This is a genomic window from Corynebacterium silvaticum (genome assembly GCF_004382825.2).
Classification (GTDB): domain Bacteria; phylum Actinomycetota; class Actinomycetes; order Mycobacteriales; family Mycobacteriaceae; genus Corynebacterium; species Corynebacterium silvaticum.
This window is the reverse complement of sequence record NZ_SDQO02000003.1, coordinates 17228-38356: the sequence shown is the minus strand read 5'-3', so window position 1 is coordinate 38356 and position 21129 is coordinate 17228. Positions and strand designations below refer to the sequence as shown.

Genomic DNA, 21129 nt, shown 5'->3' with positions numbered 1-21129 from the left:
TGAGTCTCTGGTCCTCGGGTTCGCCGCTCATCGTGCTACATGTTCGCTACCATGTGCCGCTGTGTTGAGCTGCTACCCGAGAGTTAGCTGCCATGCTCTCTCCTTTCGCCGGTGACTGTTTGGGTCTCCCAACAGCTTGTGTGCTGTTGATGCAATGAAGTCTCGCATGGATTAAGTAGAGGCGCAATAGGACAAAAACATCTATAATCATGCCGCTGAACTGCATAAATTCCTTTAGCTGAAAAAATTCTGTGAGCGCTGGGAAATTTCTGGAAACGGTGCCTGACCTGCTTGTTTTTGCTTGGTATGTTGTTGTGTGAATATCGCGGGGGTGGAGTGTTGGAGTTTGCTGACAAACTGTTCCATGTTTCCTACTGTGGTCGTGACCTGCGATTTTGCGATGTATCTGAGTTGGGATGTGGGGATGGGGTCGGTGGGGGTGGTTGACAGGTCATAAGCATGTGTTCTCCTGGGTAGAGGTGAGGGGTGCCTGGAGGCTGGCAGGTAGTACCAGTTCCCTGTCTAAAGCGGTGTTGGTGCTAAAAATCCTGTCTTAACCTGCGGGGATAACCTGATCTTTTCTGGATATAACCAGTGGTTTTTAGTGGGTTTGTGGCTAGTTTTTTGTGATGATGTCTAGGTAAGCTGGGGCCATTGATTCCCTTCTCTTGGGAATCGGTTTGCATACCAACCTCTGAATAAGGGAGCTGAAGTCAACGTGGCCCGTGTAGTTGTAAACGTGATGCCAAAGGCAGAGATTCTGGACCCGCAAGGCCAGGCCGTCGTTCGTGCGCTGGGGCGTATCGGGGTTACGGGTGTTGCTGATGTCCGGCAGGGTAAGCGCTTTGAAATCGAGGTCGATGATTCGGTGTCCCGCGAGGACCTGGAAAAAGTGGCGGAGACCTTGTTGGCTAACACGGTTATTGAAGACTTTGACGTGATCTTTGAGGACGCCTAGATGACTGCGAAAATTGGCGTAATTACGTTCCCTGGAACTCTTGACGACGTCGACGCTGCGCGTGCTGCTCGCATCGCAGGCGCGGAGGTAGTGAGCTTGTGGCATGCCGACGCAGACCTGCGTGGCGTGGACGCTGTGGTTGTTCCCGGCGGTTTTTCGTATGGCGACTACCTGCGCACTGGCGCAATCTCAGCATTGGCGCCGGTGATGCGTTCTGTCGTAGAGGCGGCCGGCAAGGGCATGCCAGTATTGGGAATTTGCAATGGATTTCAGATTCTCACTGAGGCCAAGCTTCTCCCTGGCGCGTTGACGCGTAATCAGGGCCTGCATTTCCACTGCGTGGACACCCATTTGGTAGTGGAAAACAACCACACCGCGTGGACCACTACCCTAGAAGCAGGACAGAAAATCTTGGTCCCTGCCAAGCATGGTGAGGGGCGCTTCCAGGCTTCTCAAGAGACCGTGGACATGCTTGAGGGGGAGGGGCGCGTGGTGTTCCGCTACACGGATAACTTCAACGGCTCGGTTAACGGGATTGCTGGCATTACCAATGAGACGGGCCGCGTGGTGGGGCTGATGCCGCACCCAGAGCATGCCGTCGAAAAGCTAACGGGCCCGTCCGTGGACGGCTTGCAGCTGTTCCTTTCCGCAATTGGCACGATCGCAGCGTAGAAGAGGCAACTTTCATGACTGAACGCACAACTTTTAATGACACGGTCGAGGCTGCAACTGCTGAGCCACACCTCGACCAACCGTATGCGAGCCTGGGACTTAAGGACGACGAATACGCTCGGATCAAGGAGATCCTGGGTCGTCGACCCACCGACGCTGAGCTGGCCATGTACTCCGTCATGTGGTCGGAGCACTGTTCCTATAAGTCCTCTAAAGTGCACTTGCGTTATTTCGGGGAAACCACCACGCCTGAGATGGGGGAGAAGATCCTCGCGGGTATCGGTGAGAACGCGGGTGTTGTGGATATCGGAGACGGCAACGCTGTTACCTTCCGGGTGGAGTCGCACAACCACCCGTCTTATGTTGAGCCGCATCAGGGCGCTGCAACCGGCGTCGGCGGCATCGTCCGCGACATTATGGCCATGGGCGCTAGGCCTATCGCAGTGATGGATCAGCTGCGCTTTGGCCCTGCTGATGCCCCGGATACCGCCCGGGTGCTGCCTGGCGTGGTTGACGGAATTTCCCACTACGGAAACTGCCTGGGACTTCCCAATATCGGCGGTGAGACGGTCTTTGACGAGTCCTATTCCGGAAATCCTTTGGTCAATGCGCTATGCGTGGGCACGTTGAAGGTGGAGGACCTCAAGTTGGCATTCGCGTCGGGCCTGGGCAACAAGGTGATGCTGTTTGGTTCTCGTACCGGCCTTGACGGCATTGGCGGAGTATCTGTACTGGCATCTGACACCTTTGTGGAAGGCGCGGAGCGCAAGCTTCCAGCCGTGCAGGTCGGTGATCCCTTTGCGGAGAAAGTACTCATCGAGTGCTGTCTTGATCTGTATAAAGCAGGCGTGGTTGTGGGAATCCAGGATCTCGGCGGTGCTGGTCTTGCCTGTGCGACTTCGGAGCTTGCTGCGTCTGGCGACGGCGGCATGGAAGTCAACCTGGATGCCGTTCCATTGCGTGCGGAGAACATGACCGCGGCGGAGATTTTGTCTTCGGAGTCGCAGGAGCGCATGTGCGCGGTGGTGCGCCCTGAGGATGTCGAGCGTTTCCAAGAGATCTGTGCTCATTGGGATGTTACCTGCGCCGAGATCGGTGAGGTGACGGACGGAAAGCACCTGATTATTCGGCACCGTGGGGAACTCGTGGTGGATGCTCCGGCGCACACCATTGCTAACGAGGGGCCGGTATACGATCGCCCGCTGGCGCGCCCGAAGTGGCAGAATAGCCTGCAAGAATTCGCTGGTGTGAATAAGCCCACGGATGCTGCGGAGATTAAACAGGCTCTCTTTGACATGGTCGCTTCCCCTGCGTTGTGCTCTCGTGCGTTTATCACGGAGCAGTACGACCGCTATGTGCGCGGAAATACGGTTCAGGCCAAGAATGCGGATGCGGGCGTTTTGCGTATCGACGAAACCACCAACCGCGGGGTCGCTGTCTCCGCGGATGCGTCGGGTCGCTACACCAAGCTGGATCCCAACACCGGTGCGCGCCTTGCTCTGGCTGAGGCGTATCGCAACGTGGCGGTTACGGGTGCTCGTCCGGTTGCTGTGACCAACTGTCTGAACTTCGGTTCTCCAGAGGACCCCGGGGTGATGTGGCAGTCCAAGGAGGCCGTGCATGGCCTGGCGGATGGTTCCAAGGAGCTTGGCATCCCGGTTTCTGGCGGAAACATCTCTTTCTACAACCAAACCGGCGATGAGGCGATTTTGCCTACTCCTGTGGTCGGCGTTTTGGGAGTGATTGACGATGTACATCAGGCCATCGGCGCGAAACTGGGAACCGTTGAGGGGACAGAGGAGGTTTATCTCCTAGGCGAGACCTTTGATGAGTTCGGTGGTTCCATCTGGCAGCAGGTCTCCGGCGCAGGGCTCTCCGGTATGCCTCCGCGCGTGGATCTGGCTAATGAGGAAAAGCTCGTGCGATTCTTTGCGGAGCCAGGAATCGTGACTGCGGCTCATGACATCTCAGAGGGTGGGCTTGCCCAGACTCTGGTGGAGCTAGCAGTGCAGGCGGACAAGGGCATGGACATTGACGTCACCGAGGTGGCTACTGATGTGTTTACGGCTCTGTTCTCCGAGTCTGCGTCCCGCGTGGTCGTGGCCACACAGGCGGGAGACGCCGTGGAAGCTCGTGCTCGGGAATTGGGAATCCCGGTTCTCAAGGTAGGTGTCACTCGCGATGACCTCATGCTGAGCGTGAAGGGCGCTAACGCTGAGTTTTCCGCTGGGGTGGAAGAGCTCCGTGCAGCATGGGAAAACACTCTTCCGGAGTTGTTTGGACATGCTGTGGGAGCGAACTCCGTAGTGGAATAAAATACAGCTAACAAGTGAGTTCTTCCGGTGGTTACGCCGGGGACCCACTTTTGTTGTATCCAAGGTCTTGGCAACGCACCCGCGGGAAGGTAGGTTTAGAAAAACCTACGCAGTAGTAACTTAGGGTGGAGGGTTAATGACAGTGACAATGAAAAAGGCCGTGGTAGTAGACCGTGGCCAGCGGCCACAGACTAGAGGTTGGTTCCATGCTGTGGCTTCTTTGTTTGCGCTGGTATCGGGCGCTATTCTTGCTACTTTTGCGTGGCTCATGCTCACGTGGTGGCAAGCACTGGGAGTGACGATCTACGTCCTGGGGACAGTGGCTCTCTTCAGTGTATCGGCCTCCTATCACCTAGGGCGCTGGCGCAGCATGAGTACGATCAAACGCTGGCGCCGGGCTGATCACGCCACCATTGCGGTCTTTATCGCGTCCACCTACACGCCGCTCTGCCTTGTGGCCTTGCCACCGGCCACCGCCGCATGGGTCCTGACAGTGGCCTGGGCGGGCGCCGTTCTTGGCGTGATACTCGCGCTCGTGTGGGTAGACCACCCGAGGTGGCTTGCGGTATCCGTCTACCTTGTCCTTGGATGGCTGGTGATACCGGTGATCCCCAACCTCTGGGTCAACGCTAGTCCGGCTATTGTTTGGCTCCTAGCCGCAGGCGGAGTGATCTACTCCCTGGGTGCTGTTGTGTATGCGCTGCGCTGGCCCGGCCGCAGCGCGCGCATCTATGGCTACCACGAGCACTTCCATACAGCCACGATCGTTGCTGCTATCGCCCACCACGTGGCTATCTGGCTCTTGGTGGCATAGGGCCCGGGCGGGGGCGTCGAAAAGCTAGAAGTCCCAATCGGACTCGGTGGTGTTTTCGGCGCGGCCGATAATGTAGCTGGACCCGGAGCCGGAGAAGAAGTCGTGGGTCTCATTGGACTCAGGGGTGAGCGCGGCGATGATCTCGGGGCTCACATGGGCGGCTTGCAGCTCGTATGCGGGGGCATAGCCGAGGTTCATGAGGGCCTTATCGGCGTTGTAATAGACAAAGGCCATCACGCCGTCAATGGTGGGTCGGGGTTCTTCGAGAGTGTCCACGCTGGCGTAAAGGTCGGCGGAATAGTCTTTTTCCAGGGCGAGGAGCTCGTCGCAAAAGTTGTACGTGAAGTCTTCCATCTCGTCTTTGCGTTGTGGCTTTGCGTCCAGCCCTCGCTGATACTTGTAGCCGGAATAATATCCATGCACTGCCTTGTCGCGCAGGATGAGCCGGATCATATCGGCCGTGTTCATGAGCTGGCCGCGTGTGGAAAGCCATAGGGGGAGATAGAAGCCGGCGTACAGGAGGAGCGAAGATAGCAGTGTGGAGGCAACTTTTCGCTTGAGCGGATCGTCGCCGTAGTAGTATCTCATCACTGAGGACGCTCGTTGTTGGAGCAGGGGGTTAGACACTGCCCACGAGTAGGCCTCATCAATCTCGGTGGAGGAGCACAGGGTGCTAAAGACGGAGCTGTAGCTGCGCGCGTGGACGGCCTGCATGAAGGCGATGTTGGTGTACACGGCTTGCTCGTGCTCGGTTTGGGCGTCGGGAATCTGACTGATCTCACCGACTGTGGCCTGGACGGTGTCAAGGAGAGTGAGGCCCGTAAAGGTTCGGGTGACCAGGGTACGATAGTTTTCTCCCATGCCGCGCCATGTGGGGATGTCGTTGGAAAGTGGGACCTTTTCTGGGAGCCAGAAGTTGGAGGTGAGACGCTGCCAGACTTCCATGTCTTTGGGATCTTCTGTGTGGTTCCAGTTGACGGGGCGCATGGGGATTTCCGGGGTGGTGCGCCATTGCGGTGGGGTGATGGACTGATCGATATAACTCATGGGTGAATGGATCTCCTTAATAAAACGTCGGGGGATGTTTATACGTGTGCGGGCGCTTTATCCAAAGCGTTGAGGACTGCGGTGCGCACGTATTCGGCGTCGACCGCTGTTCCTAGCAGCTCAAATCGATAGAGCTCGGGCACGCCGCATTTATGGGCGATGGTGGTTCCTGCAAAACAGAAAGCCGGGCCGAAATTGCGGTTTCCGGAGGTGATAACGCCTCTTAAGAGCTCCCGATTTTCCGGTATGTTTAGGAACTTGATCACCTGTTTGGGCACCGCTTTGGCTAGGTCACCGCCGCCATAGGTTGGGGTGATGAGGACAAAGGGGGAGGAGGCATGGATGGGGCCGTCTTTGACCCTCAGGCCAATGCGTTGCGCAGGTAGCCTTGTTTTTTCAACGAACCGCTTTGTGTTTTCCGAGACTGAGGAAAAATAGATCACGGCGGGTCCCTCAGGGGACATGATTAACCCTCCAAATCTATAAATGAACATAAAAGTTCAATGGATTGAACTTTAGGGGATATGGAGAATGTACGCCGCGCTGAGTAAATTGCAAAAGCTCCGAGGTAAGCCCGCGTAGCTTCTCGACGCCACCAGATATGCTTAACGCCATGGCACCACGCAGTATCGATCCCCTGGAAACCCGCGCAGCAGTCCTGGCAGTCGCACAGTGGATCATCGACCCCCACCAGGCCCCCAAGCCCTCGCGAGAGTCCCTAGCCAAGGCCGTACGCCTGAGCGTCCGCACCCTCGGGCAGATCGCGCCGGGGAACTCAGTTGAAGTGCGGGTGCCGCCATTTGCCGCAGTGCAATGTGTGGAAGGCCCTCGGCATACTCGGGGCACACCTCCTAACGTTGTGGAGATGTCTCCGCACACATGGCTCAGGGTGGCGGTTGGACTGGAGACGCTCACCGGAAACGCTTCTGTTGACGCGTCGGGAACGCGTGTGCACGAAGTGGAAAAGTGGTTGCCGCTTGTGACCCTGCCAACACCACCAAAAGAAGGGACAGTATGTTAACCCCATTAGTGCATGTATGGATCACGAGCTAGAATGACATGAGTGGCACAATTTGACCGTCATCGTAACGATTACTTTCCACACTCAACTACTAACCCGACGCAACCTGATCAAGGGCGTCGAATTTTAGACCTCAACGATCATGGCGAGCAGTCCCCCCGCGAAGAATGCGGCGTTTTTGGCGTCTGGGCGCCCGGCGAGGAAGTTTCCAAACTCACGTACTTTGGCCTTTTCGCGCTTCAGCACCGTGGTCAAGAAGCCGCTGGTATCGCCGTAGGCAATGGTGACCAAGTGGTGGTGTTCAAAGATTTGGGCCTTGTGTCGCAAGTTTTTGATGAGCAAACGCTGGAATCCCTCAGTGGCGACATAGCTATCGGACACACGCGTTATTCCACCGCCGGTGGCGTGATGTGGGAGAACTCGCAGCCCATGTTCCGCGTCGCCCCCGATGGAACAGACGTGGCCCTGTGCCATAACGGCAATCTGGTGAACTACCTTGAGCTCATGGCGGAAGCTGGGGAGCTCGGTCTGGTAAAGCCGGAAGAAGCTCCGTCGGATTCCGACGTCATGACTGCTCTTTTGGCGCATGGCATTGCTAAGGATCACGGGCTGCTGGATTCAGCGCGTGAGCTCTTGCCTAGAATGCGCGGAGCGTTTTGCTTGACGTTCACCGATGGAAAAACCATGTATGCCGCCCGAGACCCGTGGGGAGTTCGCCCCTTGGCTCTCGGGCGGTTAAACAATGGGTGGGTTATCGCTTCCGAGACGTGCGCGTTGGACATTGTCGGAGCTTCCTTTGTCCGGGAAATAGAACCGGGCGAGCTGGTTGCTATCGACGGCTCCGGGGTGCACAGTGAACGCTTTGCTCAGCCGCAGCGCAAGACGTGTGTGTTTGAGTACGTTTACCTAGCGCGTCCGGATTCCACGATCCATGCGCGCAACGTCAATGCCACTCGCCTGGAAATCGGGCGCAGGCTTGCTCGTGAGGCCCCCATCGAGGGCGATTTGGTTATCCCGGTGCCAGAGTCGGGAAACCCCGCCGCGGTGGGGTACGCCCAAGAATCCGGGATTCCTTTTGGCCAGGGCCTGGTGAAAAACGCTTATGTGGGTCGAACCTTCATCCAACCTTCGCAAACCTTGCGACAACTGGGCATCCGGTTGAAACTCAATCCGCTGCGCGAGGTCATCCAGGGCAAACGATTGATCGTTGTCGACGATTCGATTGTGCGCGGTAATACGCAGCGTGCCCTCATCCGGATACTGCGTGAGGCGGGGGCGGCGGAGGTTCACGTCCGCATTGCCTCGCCGCCGGTGAAATGGCCGTGTTTCTATGGCATTGACTTTGCTAGCTCCGGTGAGCTTATTGCCAACGCGGTAACTGGCGATAACGAATCGGAGATTGTTCAATCTGTGTGTTCCGCGCTCGGTGCGGATTCGCTGGGGTACGTCTCTGCGGAACAAATGGTGGATGCGACTCAGCAACCGCGTCATGAGCTGTGCTGTGCATGCTTTGACGGCGAGTATCCCATCGGCATGCCTGAGGGGAATAAGAACGCGGAATTGGTCTCTGCCATGAAGCGAAGCTCCTGCGCTAGCATCGATTAGCAATTATTATCGGCGGTGCATGAGTAGTGTGCCGAATACAAAATAAACTCCCAAGAACAAGGACAATAAGGACCATGACGGATCCCAAAGAAAGTGTCTCTTACGCTGCCGCTGGCGTGGATATTGAAGCCGGCGATAAAGCCGTTGAGCTCTTTGCACCCTTGGCAAAGAAAGCAACCCGCCCGGAGGTGCGAGGCGGGCTTGGTGGATTTGCCGGACTCTTTGCCCTTGGCAAATACCGCGAGCCACTGCTTGCTGCTGGTTCGGATGGCGTAGGCACTAAGCTTGCGATCGCTCAGGCGATGGATAAGCACGACACTATCGGCATCGACTTGGTGGCAATGTGCGTTGATGACCTGGTGGTGTGTGGCGCAGAGCCCTTGTTCCTGCAAGACTACATCGCTATCGGGAAAGTGGTGCCCGAGCATGTCGCGCAGATAGTTTCCGGCATTGCCGAAGGCTGTATCCAGGCAGGATGTGCCTTGCTCGGTGGCGAGACCGCTGAGCATCCCGGTGTCATGGAGCAGGGGCATTACGACGTCTCCGCGACCGCCGTGGGCGTCGTGGAAGCAGATGAGCTATTGGGCCCTGATCGGGTGCGTAACGGGGACATCGTTATCGCGATGGCTTCTTCCGGTCTTCACTCCAACGGGTACTCGTTGGCGCGCCACGTGCTGCTAGAAAAGGCCGGTTTGCCTCTCGACGGACACCTGGAAGAGCTCGATCGCACCTTGGGCGAGGAATTGCTTGAGCCAACCCGGATTTACACAAAGGACTGCTTAGCGCTTGCCGACGAGTGCGAGGTGCACACCTTCTGTCACGTCACCGGTGGCGGTCTGGCAGGAAACCTTGCTCGTGTTATCCCTGAAGGGCTCACGGCAGAGCTTACTCGTGCCTCCTGGACTCCAGCGCCGATCTTCCGTCTCATAGAGACGGTAGGACAGGTGCCTCAGGAGGAAATGGAGAAGACCTTCAACATGGGTGTGGGCATGGTTGCTGTTGTCGCGCCACGCGACCGTGACCGTGCGCTCGCTATGCTGACCGCGCGGCATATCGACGCGTGGGAATTGGGCACCGTGCGTGTGAGCGCTGAGGGCGAGGATTCGGTAGTTCTTAACGGAAACCATCCGAGTTACTAAAGCCTGAAGGCACGCGAAGAGGCTCGGGGAATTTACTCCCCGAGCCTCTTCGCGTTGTCTAAGTTGCGGAGCTATGTAAGCAGGAGGCGGTGCCTTGCTACTTTTTCTCCCAGTCGGAGTAATCCCCGTACTGGTCGTCCTCTGCATACTCATCCGAATAATTGTTCTCATAGTTATCGCTAGAATTAGGGGACTTCCCAGCTAACTCTCGTTGAAGCGAATCCAGATCCATATTCGGAGTGTTGTACTTCAGCTGGCGTGCAACCTTGGTCTGTTTTGCCTTCGCGCGACCGCGACCCATGGCAGGACCCCCTTGGAGTGAGCAGGAGAAGACTTGGGAATTTGGGCTTCTCCGGAAGCTGTAATATTCGACGTATATATTCCTGTTAGACACAATAGCCCGAAACAGTCCGATTTGTCGCACCGCCGCCGTAACCACGGAAAATTTCCCCTCAGTCGTGGGTTCGTGGTGCTGAATTTTCTCCTTGCTTACCCCCACGGGGTAAGCAAGTCTCAACCTTAATCGGTGGAAAGTCCTTTTAATCTGTTGATAGCCTTTCTCCCAGCTTTTTCATCGTCATCTGTGGGGAGAGAATCTGGATCTATGGCAAGGGCCACATCATCTGCGACCACGAGGTTAATGGCGTTCAGTGCGCTTCGCTTAATCGTTGCTAGTGCGATCGGGCCCAGCTCATAGTCCTGGACCACAGTGCCGAGCTTGCCGACAGTCCTGCCACCAGACACAATCGGGTCTCCTGGCTTGGGCGTGGTCGGGGCGGAGCCGTCGAGAAGCGCAATCACCAGCGAACGGGGTGGGCGGCCGAGATTTTCCACCCGGGCCACCGTTTCTTGCCCGCGATAGCATCCCTTGTTCAGGTGCACAGCATCTGCGATCAGACGAGAGGCTTCGTGGGGAATCGACTTATCGTCCAAATCGAGAGATACAACAGGTTGTTGGCTTCGCACTCGCTCCGCCGTAAAAGCCATAAGCCCAGTGGGCACAGCGCCGGCGTCCGTAAGCGTTGTCGCGATGTCCGCGAGCTCTGGGCGGCGCACAAGAATATCCAGGCGGTGGGTAGTAAAACCTGGGACCTGTGCAGCAGCCACAATCGCGTCTGAGCTTGGTAAGCGGAAATCAGGGACTCCAGTCCCCATGAGGGTCAAGAGAGCAAGGTCGGCGGGTTCTACTTCGACCTTGGACCAAAAAATCATGCGGGTGAGGAACGTGAAAAACGTCTCGTATTGGTCCTGCGGAAGATGTAGGTAAAGCACATCTTCCGAGTCCTGTGCCGCGAGTATGTTCACTTGGTGGAGGATGTGGCCCTGAATGTCCAGGTCTAATGCCGAGGTTGCAGTATTTTTTTCTGCCAGGCACTGGGGGGCGTCGGAAAGCTTTTGGGAAAGGAGGTTGTGCAGGAAGGCACCGGCCTCCGGGCCGTGGACTTTGATAACGCGGCGGTGGGAAAGATCAATAAGCCCCACGCCGGTGTCAAAGACTCGTTGTTCAGTAAGCGGTGCGCCGTAATGCCAGGCAACACCTGCATATTCGGGGAGATCGTCGTCGCCTTGGGGCAGCGCAGCACCCGGCCAGGTGGCAAGCGGAGACACATATACGGAATCGTGGGGATGAGAGTTCTCAAAGTTTGTCACATTTTGATCGTACCGCGACCGAGCACGTGGTTGTCAGGGCATAATGAGTAATCATGGCGCCCAGCTCATCAGATCAAGATCATCGGGATGATCGACACGAACCGAGGAATCCCGAACCCATAATCCTTGCGGTGGAACCCTATGGTGGGTCAGTACGAACGCATAGCCCGCTGCTGCCCTTGGTCTACTGGGATGATGCTGTGGTCACGCGTGGGGATGGTGTTTTTGAGACGCTTCTTCTACGACAAGGGAAGGCCTGCAACATCGAAAGGCACGCGCAACGCTTTATCGCTTCTGCAAAATTGCTGGATTTGCCCGCGCCTAACATTGAGGATTGGCTGCACGCCACCACCATGGCGATTGAGCAGTGGTTTGCACACAACGCGTGCGACGCTAAATGCGTATGGACGTACACCCGCGGGCGCGCTTCCACAGGACATCCCTCTGCGTGGTTGACGATCACCAAGGTCGACGAGGGCGTCGTAAAGCAACGTGCTGAGGGCGTACGCGTTATGACGAGCCCACGGGGATACCACGTGGATTCCACCTCAGTTCCCTGGCTGATCCTGGGAGCTAAGACCCTCAACTATGCATCCACCATGGCTGCTCTGCGGTGGGCACGTAAACATGGTTTTGACGATGTCATCTTCACCGAGGGCGACCGCATCTTGGAAGGCGCGACATCGACCGTGATTACGGTTCGCGATAAGAAGATACGCACGCCCCATCCCGGCGGAGATATCCTGCCGGGGACAACTCAAGCAGCGCTTTTTGAACAAGCCCGCGCAGCCGGGTGGAACTGTAAAACTAAGGGCCTGGACCTGGAATATCTCACTGAGAAAGCCGACAGCGTCTGGCTTGTGAGCTCAGTGCGCGTTGCCACCCGGGTACGGCGCATTAACGACGTCAAGCTGCCGCGCCCGGACAACGAGGATGAGATCCGCGAGCTTATCTATTCAGCCCTGGGCTAGCCAATGACGCGGGAAAGCTCCGCAGACATCCGGGGGCGGAGCTCGCCGTCAACCATGCGCTCATCTACCCATCCCAGATTGTTGTTGGGCATGAGGCCGTACAAACGCTTGCCGGGGCCTAGGGAAGCAGGGCCGGTAGAAGTGACCATCGTCGAGGCTGACTCGACCTGCCAGGCGCGCTCGTTCATAGGCTCGCCGTAGAGAACCTCGACGACTCCGGTGGAGTGCGTAAGCACAACCTCGATCTCATCTTTGAGGCTGATACGCCAGAAACCGGACTCGCGTTGATCTAGACCGATGTGGTTGCCGTCCTCGTCCAGCTTCCAGATGCGGGACTCATAGGTGAGATAGTTTTCTCCATCGTGGGCAAAGGTAATTTGTTGCCCAAAGGAATACTGGCCGTCTTCTGCAGTATCCGCACGGCCGGTGCCGCGCCACACGCCCACCAGCGGCAGCAGTGCGAGAAGCCCATCGTGCAGGTTGGGTCCTTCGCGCAGGTTTGCGGTGTCATCAGGGATCGGAAGGTCACCGAACGCCGGAATATTGCGCAGGGCGGAGTCTTTCCATTGTTCCGCAGCGCGGTTGACGGCGTCGTTCCCGCTGAGAGCAGGAGCATCTACGTGGTTTTTATCGTCGCTCATAGCAACTCAGCCTACTGGCAATTATGCAAAGAACCCCAACTGTTCGCCAAGGCGATAAGGTGGGGGCCGTGCGAGCCCTTCTCATAGCTAACCCGAATTCCACCACCCAAGATTCGGACTTGTTTGGAGTGGTGATTCCTCTGCTGCGCTCTGTGGCAGGCTTGTCGTTGCATGCAAAGTTCACTCACTACCGAGGTCATGCCACGAACATCTGCGCGGGACTCAGCCGAGACGACGTTGACGTAGTCATCGCGGTCGGTGGTGATGGAACGGTGAATGAGATCATCAATGGGCTGTTGGGCCCGGCGGGAAAGAAACCCAGAGAGAATCTCCCCATCCTCGCGGTAATACCCACGGGTTCTGCCAACGTGTTTGCCCGCGCACTCGGGTTTCCACCGGATCCTATTCAGGCGACCGAGGTGTTGGTCGACGCACTGAAACACCACAAGATCCGCAGTATTGATGTAGGAACGTGGGGTACGTCCTGGTTTGCCGTCAACGCAGGCTTTGGGATTGATGCTGATGTGATCGTGGGCGTCGAGCGCGTGCGCAGACGCGGTGCCGCCGCGACACCGTTGCGCTACCTCCACGCGGCATTAGTAGCGTGGCGACGCATACACCGGCACCCTCCGCGGATGAGAGTCCGAGCGAAAAACCGTAAGGGAGAGCTTTTCGAGCATTCCGACCTACCGTTGCTCATCGCTTCCAACACCAACCCCTGGACCTTTTTAGGTCCCGTCCCCGTGGTAACCAACCCCAGAAATTCTTTTGATCTAGGGCTGGGGTTATTCGGGCTGACAGACTTATCCGGCCCGGGCGGTGTGGCTGCCATGGCGCACCTCGTGGGTTTTGGGCACAGCCGGGCGATGAAGCGCTGGTTTAACCGTCGCATTGTGCGTTTCGACGATGCCATGGACGTGGAAATCTCATGCGCAGAAAACCAGAGTTTCCAAGTAGATGGGGAATTTGTAGGAAAGTTCGATGGTATTCGACTAGGTGCTGTGGCTGATGCCCTCAACGTCTATGCGCCGACGCATCCGGTGAAAGCGAACCCGATGTCCAAAATCCGGCTCGCTTTTAGTTTCTTCGATCCTCGTATGTAGCGCTTTTAATCCACTACCACTTTGTTGGATGCGGAGCGGACAGGCGCAAGATCTTCCAGCCGCAAGGTGACGTTGCGCTCTTGTGCCTCAAAGCGAATGCTTCCGCCGGCAAGGTAGACGTAACTGGCTTGGGCGTTGATGGGGAGCGTCTTGGTGTTGAGCGTCCAGGTGAAGGCGCGGAAAAGAGCAGAGTCATCTAGATCGGAGTCGCCACGGTCCACCACAGTGATAGGCGTGAGCTTAAATGTAGGGCCTTCGAGCCGCATGGTCGCGATCACTGTGACGGGTTTGCTAAAGCCGTCTGGGGTTCCGCGCAGTTGTACTTCGCTGGAATTGGTGCCAGCGGGGGACACGTCATAGGGGTTGGAAAGGTCTAAATCTAAAATATCGAGTTGTTTTCCCACTGCTACTGCGTCGAATCCCACGGTGCGGGTGAGCAATTGAGCGTGGGTTCCTTCTACGTCGCCGCTGAATAACTGAGAGCGGTTGAGTTCCATGTCGGTGACTTGGGAGGTAGTGGTAAGAAGCCCAAAATCGTTTACTTCCACGTCAGAAACGCTCACACCCAGCCCGGGGACTTTTCCTGAAAACAGAGCACCAATATAAGGAAAACCCCCAAGATAGACGCTGGGGTTTTGATCGAGGTGCGCGTTGTTGCGAACGTCGTGAGAAATTCGGTGCTCCGCTCGTGCAGCGATTGCGGAATCGACACCCCACAGGGCAGCGATGAGGGAGATAAGAGCAATGCCTGCCCACACAGCGATGGAAAGCCGAGACCGGGTTGTAATTCTCACCTCACTATTATTACCAGCTAGACCTGGCAGCGCTGACTAGTGTGGTGGCTATGATTTTCACATCCACCCAGATCCCCGCAGATAAACAGCTCTCCCAAGCTGCCGTAGCCCTTGTCAAGTCTGCACAAGCGGTTGATGGTGTAGCCCCGCTGGCAGAACACCTTGTTGCGGGCCTTGAAAACCCCGAGCTAGACCACCATCACATCGTCGTACACGACAACTCCGGGCAGCTTAGCGGTGTAGGTGCCTATCACGGCGGGAAAGCAGAGTTTGTTGTTGCGCCTGAACACCGCAATAAAGGGATTGGGCGTGCGCTGGCTCGCAAGCTTCTCGACACCGGCCTCACCGACTTTTGGTCCCATGGATACCTTCCCGCAGCGCAACGATTAGCGGTAGCGCTCGACCTGACTGTCTCGCGTGAGCTGCTGGTCATGGCGGCCCGGAGCGAGGATCTTGTCCCAGGCGCCGGTACTGCTCCCGAGGGATACCGCGTGATGAACCTTTTAGAAGCGCGAGAGCTATTTCCCGATATAGACGCACAATGGCTCCGCATTAACAACGAGGCCTTTTGGTGGCACCCAGAGCAAGGCGGGTGGGACGCTGAGCGCTTAGGCCGTGCGCAGCAGACTCCATGGTTTGAACCTGAGGGGGTTCTCTTCCTTATCACCGCCGATCCTGAGAACCCAGAAGTCGCGGGATTCCATTGGACTAAAAAACACGGTGACCTGGCAAAAGGAGCAGATGGGGAAGTCTATGTGGTTGGCCTGGCGGACTCCTTCCGAGGCAAAAAACTCGGTGGCCCTTTGGTCGCCGCAGGATTACAACATCTGGTGCATGAGGGTGCCCAGCGGATCATCTTGTACGTAGAAGCGGATAATAAGCCAGCGCTTGAGGCCTATAACCGGCTTGGATTTAGCACTTTTGAACGGCATGTGGTGTTCTCCGCGGCTGGACAAGCGTGAACATGAGGTTAATATCAGCCGGTGGGTGCGTAACCTAGGCACCCAAGGCGGGCGGCTTTCACCCCCTAATCGGGATAAAATGAGTGGGCAGGGGGCGTCGCAAAGCTGCAGTGAACTGCGGAAAGCTAAAAGTCAACCGGTCGTTTTGCAGGATTTAACCTAAATAGGTGTTGTACGTCACCTTGGTTCTTTAGATTCTTCCACGTGAGCGAGAGGCATTCCTTGTGTGCAAGGAACAGTCGCTTACATGATCCTCACTCAACATCATTTGGAAGGTCGATCGTGAACCTGAATCTCAAGCGCTCAACTACCGCCCTCAGCATCGTATGTATGGGCGCTGTCGTACTCTCCGCATGTTCCGAGACGGGAAGTTCCTCCGGGGCAGGGGCCTCTACCAGTGAGGTCTCCGGTCTGAACAAGGTAGGCGGAGAACTCGTTGGCGAGGGAGCCTCCTCACAACAAAACGCGATGGACTACTTCAACATCAAGTATCAAGAGGCCGTCTCGGGAGCTTCGCTAGCGTACACAGCCTCGGGCTCTGGTTCTGGGCGTAAAAACTTCATCGCTGGTCAAGTAGCATTCGGTGGCTCGGATTCCCCGCTGAGCGCAGAACAAGTGGACAAAGCAAAGCGTCGTTGCAACGGCAACGACGCATGGCACCTTCCGTTTGTCATCGGACCAGTGGCAGTGGCCTATCACCTCAACGGCGTAGACCACCTCAACCTCTCCGCTGCCACCGTAGCCAAGATCTTCAAAGGCGAGATCAAGAAATGGAACGATGAGGCAATCGCTCAGGAGAACACGGGTGTGCAGCTTCCAGACTCAGACATCAAAGTGGTCTATCGTTCCGACGAGTCCGGTACCTCCGATAATTTCCAAAAATTCCTCAAGGCAGCCAGCCCAGAGAACTGGTCTACAGAGGGACAAGCATTCCCCACGGCCGTCGGCTCAGGTGCAAACGGCTCCAATGGTGTGGCCACCGAAGTATCCAACATTGATGGCGCCATTACGTATGTCGAGGCTGGATTTGCCAAGCAGCAAAAGCTAGGAATAGCTGCAATCGACTTTGGTCAGGGACCCGTCCGGCTCAACCCCGACTCCGTGGGAGTGGCCCTGGATCACTTGACCTTTAAAACCCAGGGTAACGACATGGTTGTCGACTCCTCAGCGCTGTTTGCCATGAAAGAAAAAGACGCCTACCCGTTGGTTCTCACAACCTACGAGATCGTGTGCTCCGCAGGCTATGACCAGACCACCCATGATCAAGTCAAAGACTTCCTGAGCGTGGCACTGAATTCCCAAGACCAAGAGCTCGCCGACCTGGGCTATATCCCAGTTAAAGGCACTCACCGCGATCGCCTAGAAAAAGCAGTCAAAGCTATCTCCTAATCGGGAATGCAACGACAACAAGCGATAACTATGTAAGGACGCAGTCTCAGTGGAACGCATCGCGGAACGCATAACAATTGAGGATTTGGTTCTCCCCGAATCCTCACCACCGGCACCACAGAACAGCCCGAAGCAGAAACCGGTTCGGGTTCGCCGGCTAGGAGACAAGATCTTTAGTCTTCTTACCACCTCATCTACGGTGATCATAAGCGTGATTATCGCAGCTATCGGGCTGTTTTTTGTGTGGCGTGCCATTCCGGCACTCCGTCATAACTCAGAGGGCATCGTTGGGTTCTTTACCTACGCGGGAGCATGGAATCTGCAGAACACAGCGCAGATGCTCTTTGGTATTCCCAACCTTTTGGCAGCGACTGTCCTTGTCTCTGCGATAGCGCTTGTCATTGCGATGCCCATTGCGTTAGGGATCGGAATCTTCCTGTCCCACTATGCGCGTCCGCGTGCGGTAAAACCACTGGGATTTTTGGTGGACATGCTAGCTGCGGTCCCATCAATTGTTTATGGGCTATGGGGTTGGCAGGTTTTGGGGCCGGCGTTGTCAGGCTTTTATGAGTGGGTGAGTAGCTGGGGCGGAGGCTTCTTCCTCCTTGCCACCTATAGCAACTCGCCGGCCTTTGCCACCGGTCGCAATATCTTCACCGGTGGTGTGGTTTTGGCGGTGATGATTCTTCCGATCATCGCCGCGACCGTTCGTGAGGTCTTTGTACAAACACCGCGCGGGCACATTGAGGCTGCGTTGGCACTAGGTGCTACCAAATGGGAAGTCGTGCTCATGACAGTGCTTCCTTTTGGCAAATCGGGTTTTATCTCCGGCTCGATGCTGGGGTTGGGACGTGCTTTGGGCGAAATGATGGCGCTGTACCTCGTCATTTCGCCTTCGTCCGAGTTCCGTTTTTCGCTTTTCGACGGCGGCACGACCTTTGCCACCGCGATCGCCAATGCCGCGCCGGAATTCAACGATGACCTACGCGCCGGGGCGTATATCGCTGCCGGACTGGTCTTATTCCTGCTGACTTTTGCAGTTAACTCCCTTGCCAGGTCGATAGTGAATTCTAAGGCCTGACATGAATGATTTTGATCTGAGGACGTCATGATCCACATGCAGACTGCCACTAGGCGTCGAAAGCTTACAGATAAAACGGCTACGCTTCTGGTCTATGCGTGCATGGCTCTTGCCCTCATCCCGTTGTTATGGGTTCTTGCCACCCTGATCACAAAAGGCTTGGGAACGCTGATCGACCCCTCGTGGTGGACTACTTCCCAGCGGGGTGTTTTATATTCTCGTCCAGGTGGCGGTGCGCTACACGCGATGGTCGGGACGCTGGTTCAGACTGCGATCTGCTCCCTTATCTCTATTCCGATTGGGGTGCTTACGGCGGTCTACCTTGTGGAATACGCACACGGTAATCGTTTAGGGCGTATCACCACCTTCATGGTGGACATCCTGACCGGCGTTCCTTCTATCGTGGCTGCGCTGTTTGTGTACTCCATGTGGATTGTCATGTTTGGCTTTGGCCGCTCCGGATTTGCTGTGTCTCTGGCGCTGGTTATTCTCATGATCCCCGTGATTATTCGGAACACGGAGGAGATGCTGCGGGTTGTCCCCATGGATTTGCGAGAGGCCTCCTACGCCCTGGGAATTCCACGATGGAAGACGATCACCAGGATAGTTTTGCCCACCGCTTTATCCGGAATAGTCACCGGCGTGATGCTGGCTATCGCGCGAGTGATGGGGGAGTCCGCGCCCGTGCTTATCTTGGTGGGTTCGACCCAAGTGATCAACTGGAACCTAGCAGCGGGGCCGCAGTCGTCGTTGCCGCTGATGATGCTGGATATGTACAAAGCAGGCACAGCGGATGCCGTATTGGACAAGCTCTGGGGCGCTGCGCTCACGCTTGTTCTCATCATTACCGTGCTCAATGTTCTTGCACGGGTTATTTCCTCCAAGTTTTCCGTCCGCTCCGCGTAGCCGGTTCTCTTTTCACAGAAAGTAATGTGCGAGTATGTCTAAGCTAAAAATTGATGGTCTGAACATTTTTTACGGCGATTTTCACGCTGTACAGGAGATCAATCTTGAGGTCCCGGAACGCTCTGTGACTGCTTTTATCGGCCCGTCGGGTTGCGGAAAATCCACGGTATTGCGCTCTCTTAATCGGATGCATGAGGTGACACCGGGCGCCCGAGTAGCGGGCACTGTGCTTCTCGACGGCCACGATATCTACGCGCCGCATGTCGATCCCGTTACGGTCCGCACGACCATCGGAATGGTCTTCCAAAAAGCCAATCCGTTCCCCACTATGTCTATCGAGGATAACGTTGTGGCGGGTTTGAAACTTGCCGGGGTCAAGGACAAAAAGAAAGTCAAAGAGGTAGCGGAGAAATCGCTGCGTGGGGCAAATTTATGGGAAGAAGTCAAAGATCGCCTCAATAAACCTGGCGGTGGATTGTCTGGTGGGCAGCAACAGCGTTTGTGCATTGCCAGGGCCATCGCGGTAGAACCCGAGGTGCTACTGATGGACGAGCCGTGTTCTGCACTCGATCCCATTTCCACGCTGGCGGTGGAGGAACTGATACATGAGCTCAAACAGGACTACACCATCGTCATCGTTACCCATAACATGCAGCAAGCATCCAGGGTGTCTGATCAGACAGCGTTTTTCTCTTTGGAAGCCACGGGGAAACCTGGCCGACTGGTGGAAGTGGGAAAGACCAAGAAAATCTTCTCCAACCCCACAAATAAGGAGACGGAAGATTATATTTCGGGCCGGTTCGGCTAGGTTCTGAGGTGACCCTTTGTGCTGGTTATCACCTTTTCTGAGGTTATTTACCTGAGATGACGGGGAAGTTCACCAACTGTTTACCTGCGCGGTGCTTTCCTTTTAACTTTGGGCGTTAGATTAGTTTCTTGTGAGGCTAAGTCAGCGTCACAAGAAAACATCATCAATGTGATTTCAGAACTTCTAAGAAGGAACATTTATGGCCGGCACCATCACCGCACTTAAGCTCGATCTCCCTACTGCAGATCAGTTGATAAACGCGGCAGATGTAGCTTTTAGCAACATGTATGCAGCACAAGAGCGAGACAACTCCAGTGTCGCTGACTTCCTCGTTGGATCTTTCCGCCGTATTCAAGAAAACCTCAGTGAGTCTTTCCGCTCTGCCGGTCCTCTCCGCGCGTAGTCGCACGGAGAGACGCAGATAAAAAGCTTCCCAACCCCTTTGGTCGCGAGTTGGGAAGCTTTTTCATGCGGTATAACCGCTATTCCTTGGGCTTAGGCCAGTCGAAGTTGCTGAACTGCTTTTCTAACTCGGAGAAGCGTCGTTCTAGCTCGTCCTGCGCGTAGCCGTCGTTACGCTTTTTCTGGTATTCCTCTGGCATGAGGCCTGATGTGAGGTAGACGATTTGGGCTGCGACGTTGACCGTGTGGTCGGCAAAGCGCTCAAAGTAGCGTGCGAGCAGAGTGACGTCCACTGCCTCGCGGGTGCTGTGTGGCCAGTCGCGTTTAGTGAGCACACCCATGAGATGGTCGTGTAGATCGTCCACGGCATCGTCCTCCGCGGAGAGTACGAGCGCTACGTCTGCATCGGGATCGATGAGGACACTGCGGATTTTTTCCGACATTTCCAGGCTAAGCCGGCACATCTCTTGGAAGTAACCCGTAATGGGTTCAGGTATAGCCGACTCGGGATAACGACGCCGCGCGATGCTTGCGATGTGCATCGCGAGCTTGGCCATACGATCCAGGTCTTCCACAATGTAGATGGAGGAGACGATTTGCCTGAGATCGCGGGCAACGGGAGCCTCAAGGGCCAAGAGCTGAACAGCGCGCTTGCTCGAACGAGTTTTGATTTCCTCCATCTCGTCGGAAAGCGATAGCGCGGCTTGAGTCGCTTGCAGCGATTGTTCCATCAGTCCTTTGGAGGCATTACGAAGGATCTTTGTCACCGTGTCGCACATGACGATGAGGTCATGAGAAAAGGCATCAAGATGTTCTCTGTAGGCTGTCCGCATGGGGAAACTATAACCCTA

General features: G+C 56.1%; 22 protein-coding genes. 15 read left to right on the top strand and 7 right to left on the bottom strand.

All coding sequences use genetic code 11. The annotated features are described in order from the left end of the window. Nucleotides 1-718: 718 nt before the first annotated feature. The 4 genes from purS to trhA all read left to right on the top strand — a co-directional run bounded on the left by purS (nt 719) and on the right by trhA (nt 4759). Nucleotides 719-958 (top strand): phosphoribosylformylglycinamidine synthase subunit PurS, encoded by a 240-nt coding sequence (gene purS / locus ET810_RS08235; RefSeq protein WP_087454490.1) that lies wholly within the window; start codon nt 719-721, stop codon nt 956-958. Further along, entirely contained in the window at nt 959-1630 is a 672-nt protein-coding gene (purQ, locus tag ET810_RS08230) for a phosphoribosylformylglycinamidine synthase subunit PurQ (RefSeq protein WP_013912248.1), read from the top strand. Nucleotides 1631-1644: 14 nt separating this feature from the next. Next, on the top strand, nt 1645-3945 hold the full coding sequence (purL, locus tag ET810_RS08225) for a phosphoribosylformylglycinamidine synthase subunit PurL (RefSeq protein ID WP_134316374.1): 2301 nt from the start codon (nt 1645-1647) through the stop codon (nt 3943-3945). A 136-nt stretch (nt 3946-4081) separates the two neighbouring features. Then, the gene (gene trhA, locus ET810_RS08220) at nt 4082-4759 is read left to right on the top strand and encodes a PAQR family membrane homeostasis protein TrhA (RefSeq protein ID WP_087454488.1); all 678 of its coding nucleotides are present in this window, start codon (nt 4082-4084) and stop codon (nt 4757-4759) included. A 24-nt stretch (nt 4760-4783) separates the two neighbouring features. Here the strand turns inward: trhA and nrdF are convergent, their stop codons facing one another. Together nrdF and nrdI are read right to left on the bottom strand one after the other, a co-directional pair. Then, nucleotides 4784-5806, bottom strand: a complete 1023-nt coding sequence (nrdF, locus tag ET810_RS08215; protein ID WP_087454487.1) for a class 1b ribonucleoside-diphosphate reductase subunit beta — start codon at nt 5804-5806, stop codon at nt 4784-4786. Between the two features lie 38 nt (nt 5807-5844). Continuing rightward, the gene (nrdI, locus tag ET810_RS08210; RefSeq protein WP_087454486.1) at nt 5845-6270 is read right to left on the bottom strand and encodes a class Ib ribonucleoside-diphosphate reductase assembly flavoprotein NrdI; all 426 of its coding nucleotides are present in this window, start codon (nt 6268-6270) and stop codon (nt 5845-5847) included. 149 nt (nt 6271-6419) lie between these two features. On the opposite strand from nrdI, the gene ET810_RS08205 reads away from it, so the two are divergent. The 3 genes from ET810_RS08205 to purM all read left to right on the top strand — a co-directional run bounded on the left by ET810_RS08205 (nt 6420) and on the right by purM (nt 9571). Further along, nucleotides 6420-6827 carry a sterol carrier family protein gene (locus tag ET810_RS08205; protein WP_134316375.1) on the top strand — a complete coding sequence of 136 codons (408 nt, stop codon included), beginning with the start codon at nt 6420-6422 and terminating at the stop codon, nt 6825-6827. A gap of 42 nt (nt 6828-6869) precedes the next feature. After that, nucleotides 6870-8432: an amidophosphoribosyltransferase gene (purF, locus tag ET810_RS08200; RefSeq protein WP_134316376.1), complete on the top strand. Its 1563-nt coding sequence runs from the start codon at nt 6870-6872 to the stop codon at nt 8430-8432. A 74-nt stretch (nt 8433-8506) separates the two neighbouring features. Next, on the top strand, nt 8507-9571 hold the full coding sequence (gene purM, locus ET810_RS08195) for a phosphoribosylformylglycinamidine cyclo-ligase (protein WP_134316377.1): 1065 nt from the start codon (nt 8507-8509) through the stop codon (nt 9569-9571). 97 nt (nt 9572-9668) lie between these two features. Here the strand turns inward: purM and ET810_RS12035 are convergent, their stop codons facing one another. After that, nucleotides 9669-9872, bottom strand: a complete 204-nt coding sequence (locus ET810_RS12035; RefSeq protein WP_013242574.1) for a DUF3073 domain-containing protein — start codon at nt 9870-9872, stop codon at nt 9669-9671. Nucleotides 9873-10090: 218 nt separating this feature from the next. After that, complete coding sequence (gene ygfZ, locus ET810_RS08185; protein WP_087454483.1) at nt 10091-11221, bottom strand: CAF17-like 4Fe-4S cluster assembly/insertion protein YgfZ; 1131 nt, start codon at nt 11219-11221, stop codon at nt 10091-10093. A 53-nt stretch (nt 11222-11274) separates the two neighbouring features. Between ygfZ and ET810_RS08180 the strand changes: the two genes are divergently transcribed. After that, the gene (locus ET810_RS08180) at nt 11275-12192 is read left to right on the top strand and encodes an aminodeoxychorismate lyase (RefSeq protein WP_087454482.1); all 918 of its coding nucleotides are present in this window, start codon (nt 11275-11277) and stop codon (nt 12190-12192) included. Here the strand turns inward: ET810_RS08180 and ET810_RS08175 are convergent. Next, nucleotides 12189-12833: a heme-binding beta-barrel domain-containing protein gene (locus ET810_RS08175; protein ID WP_087454481.1), complete on the bottom strand. Its 645-nt coding sequence runs from the start codon at nt 12831-12833 to the stop codon at nt 12189-12191. The genes ET810_RS08180 and ET810_RS08175 overlap by 4 nt on opposite strands. A gap of 68 nt (nt 12834-12901) precedes the next feature. Here ET810_RS08175 and ET810_RS08170 point away from each other — a divergent pair, with 68 nt between their 5' ends. Then, nucleotides 12902-13936: a diacylglycerol/lipid kinase family protein gene (locus ET810_RS08170; RefSeq protein WP_087454930.1), complete on the top strand. Its 1035-nt coding sequence runs from the start codon at nt 12902-12904 to the stop codon at nt 13934-13936. A 5-nt stretch (nt 13937-13941) separates the two neighbouring features. On the opposite strand, the gene ET810_RS08165 is transcribed toward ET810_RS08170, so the two are convergent. Then, nucleotides 13942-14730 (bottom strand): LmeA family phospholipid-binding protein, encoded by a 789-nt coding sequence (locus ET810_RS08165; protein ID WP_087454480.1) that lies wholly within the window; start codon nt 14728-14730, stop codon nt 13942-13944. A 50-nt stretch (nt 14731-14780) separates the two neighbouring features. Between ET810_RS08165 and mshD the strand changes: the two genes are divergently transcribed. The 6 genes from mshD to ET810_RS08135 all read left to right on the top strand — a co-directional run bounded on the left by mshD (nt 14781) and on the right by ET810_RS08135 (nt 20279). Beyond that, the gene (gene mshD, locus ET810_RS08160) at nt 14781-15692 is read left to right on the top strand and encodes a mycothiol synthase (RefSeq protein WP_087454479.1); all 912 of its coding nucleotides are present in this window, start codon (nt 14781-14783) and stop codon (nt 15690-15692) included. A 282-nt stretch (nt 15693-15974) separates the two neighbouring features. Continuing rightward, nucleotides 15975-17081 carry a phosphate ABC transporter substrate-binding protein PstS gene (gene pstS / locus ET810_RS08155; protein WP_087454478.1) on the top strand — a complete coding sequence of 369 codons (1107 nt, stop codon included), beginning with the start codon at nt 15975-15977 and terminating at the stop codon, nt 17079-17081. A 49-nt stretch (nt 17082-17130) separates the two neighbouring features. After that, nucleotides 17131-18162: a phosphate ABC transporter permease subunit PstC gene (gene pstC / locus ET810_RS08150; protein WP_134316378.1), complete on the top strand. Its 1032-nt coding sequence runs from the start codon at nt 17131-17133 to the stop codon at nt 18160-18162. Nucleotides 18163-18189: 27 nt separating this feature from the next. Further along, nucleotides 18190-19068, top strand: coding sequence for a phosphate ABC transporter permease PstA (pstA, locus tag ET810_RS08145; RefSeq protein ID WP_087454476.1), 879 nt, complete (start codon nt 18190-18192; stop codon nt 19066-19068). Between the two features lie 34 nt (nt 19069-19102). Beyond that, a complete protein-coding gene (pstB, locus tag ET810_RS08140) occupies nt 19103-19876 on the top strand; it encodes a phosphate ABC transporter ATP-binding protein PstB (RefSeq protein WP_087454475.1) in 774 nt (257 codons plus the stop codon). A gap of 199 nt (nt 19877-20075) precedes the next feature. Next, nucleotides 20076-20279: a hypothetical protein gene (locus ET810_RS08135; protein WP_013912229.1), complete on the top strand. Its 204-nt coding sequence runs from the start codon at nt 20076-20078 to the stop codon at nt 20277-20279. A 79-nt stretch (nt 20280-20358) separates the two neighbouring features. Here ET810_RS08135 and phoU read toward each other — a convergent pair whose 3' ends face one another. After that, nucleotides 20359-21111, bottom strand: a complete 753-nt coding sequence (gene phoU, locus ET810_RS08130) for a phosphate signaling complex protein PhoU (protein ID WP_087454474.1) — start codon at nt 21109-21111, stop codon at nt 20359-20361. Nucleotides 21112-21129 lie beyond the last annotated feature (18 nt).

Coding starts and splice junctions, on each gene's coding strand:
- purQ (WP_013912248.1), top strand. CDS start 959: ATGACTGCGAAAATTGGCGTAATTACGTTCCCTGGAACTCTTGACGAC.
- mshD (WP_087454479.1), top strand. CDS start 14,781: ATGATTTTCACATCCACCCAGATCCCCGCAGATAAACAGCTCTCCCAA.
- pstA (WP_087454476.1), top strand. CDS start 18,190: ATGATCCACATGCAGACTGCCACTAGGCGTCGAAAGCTTACAGATAAA.
- purL (WP_134316374.1), top strand. CDS start 1,645: ATGACTGAACGCACAACTTTTAATGACACGGTCGAGGCTGCAACTGCT.
- nrdI (WP_087454486.1), bottom strand. CDS start 6,270: ATGTCCCCTGAGGGACCCGCCGTGATCTATTTTTCCTCAGTCTCGGAA.
- pstB (WP_087454475.1), top strand. CDS start 19,103: ATGTCTAAGCTAAAAATTGATGGTCTGAACATTTTTTACGGCGATTTT.
- trhA (WP_087454488.1), top strand. CDS start 4,082: ATGACAGTGACAATGAAAAAGGCCGTGGTAGTAGACCGTGGCCAGCGG.
- ET810_RS08135 (WP_013912229.1), top strand. CDS start 20,076: ATGGCCGGCACCATCACCGCACTTAAGCTCGATCTCCCTACTGCAGAT.
- ET810_RS08180 (WP_087454482.1), top strand. CDS start 11,275: ATGGCGCCCAGCTCATCAGATCAAGATCATCGGGATGATCGACACGAA.
- ET810_RS08175 (WP_087454481.1), bottom strand. CDS start 12,833: ATGAGCGACGATAAAAACCACGTAGATGCTCCTGCTCTCAGCGGGAAC.
- phoU (WP_087454474.1), bottom strand. CDS start 21,111: ATGCGGACAGCCTACAGAGAACATCTTGATGCCTTTTCTCATGACCTC.
- purM (WP_134316377.1), top strand. CDS start 8,507: ATGACGGATCCCAAAGAAAGTGTCTCTTACGCTGCCGCTGGCGTGGAT.
- nrdF (WP_087454487.1), bottom strand. CDS start 5,806: ATGAGTTATATCGATCAGTCCATCACCCCACCGCAATGGCGCACCACC.
- ET810_RS12035 (WP_013242574.1), bottom strand. CDS start 9,872: ATGGGTCGCGGTCGCGCGAAGGCAAAACAGACCAAGGTTGCACGCCAG.
- ET810_RS08205 (WP_134316375.1), top strand. CDS start 6,420: ATGGCACCACGCAGTATCGATCCCCTGGAAACCCGCGCAGCAGTCCTG.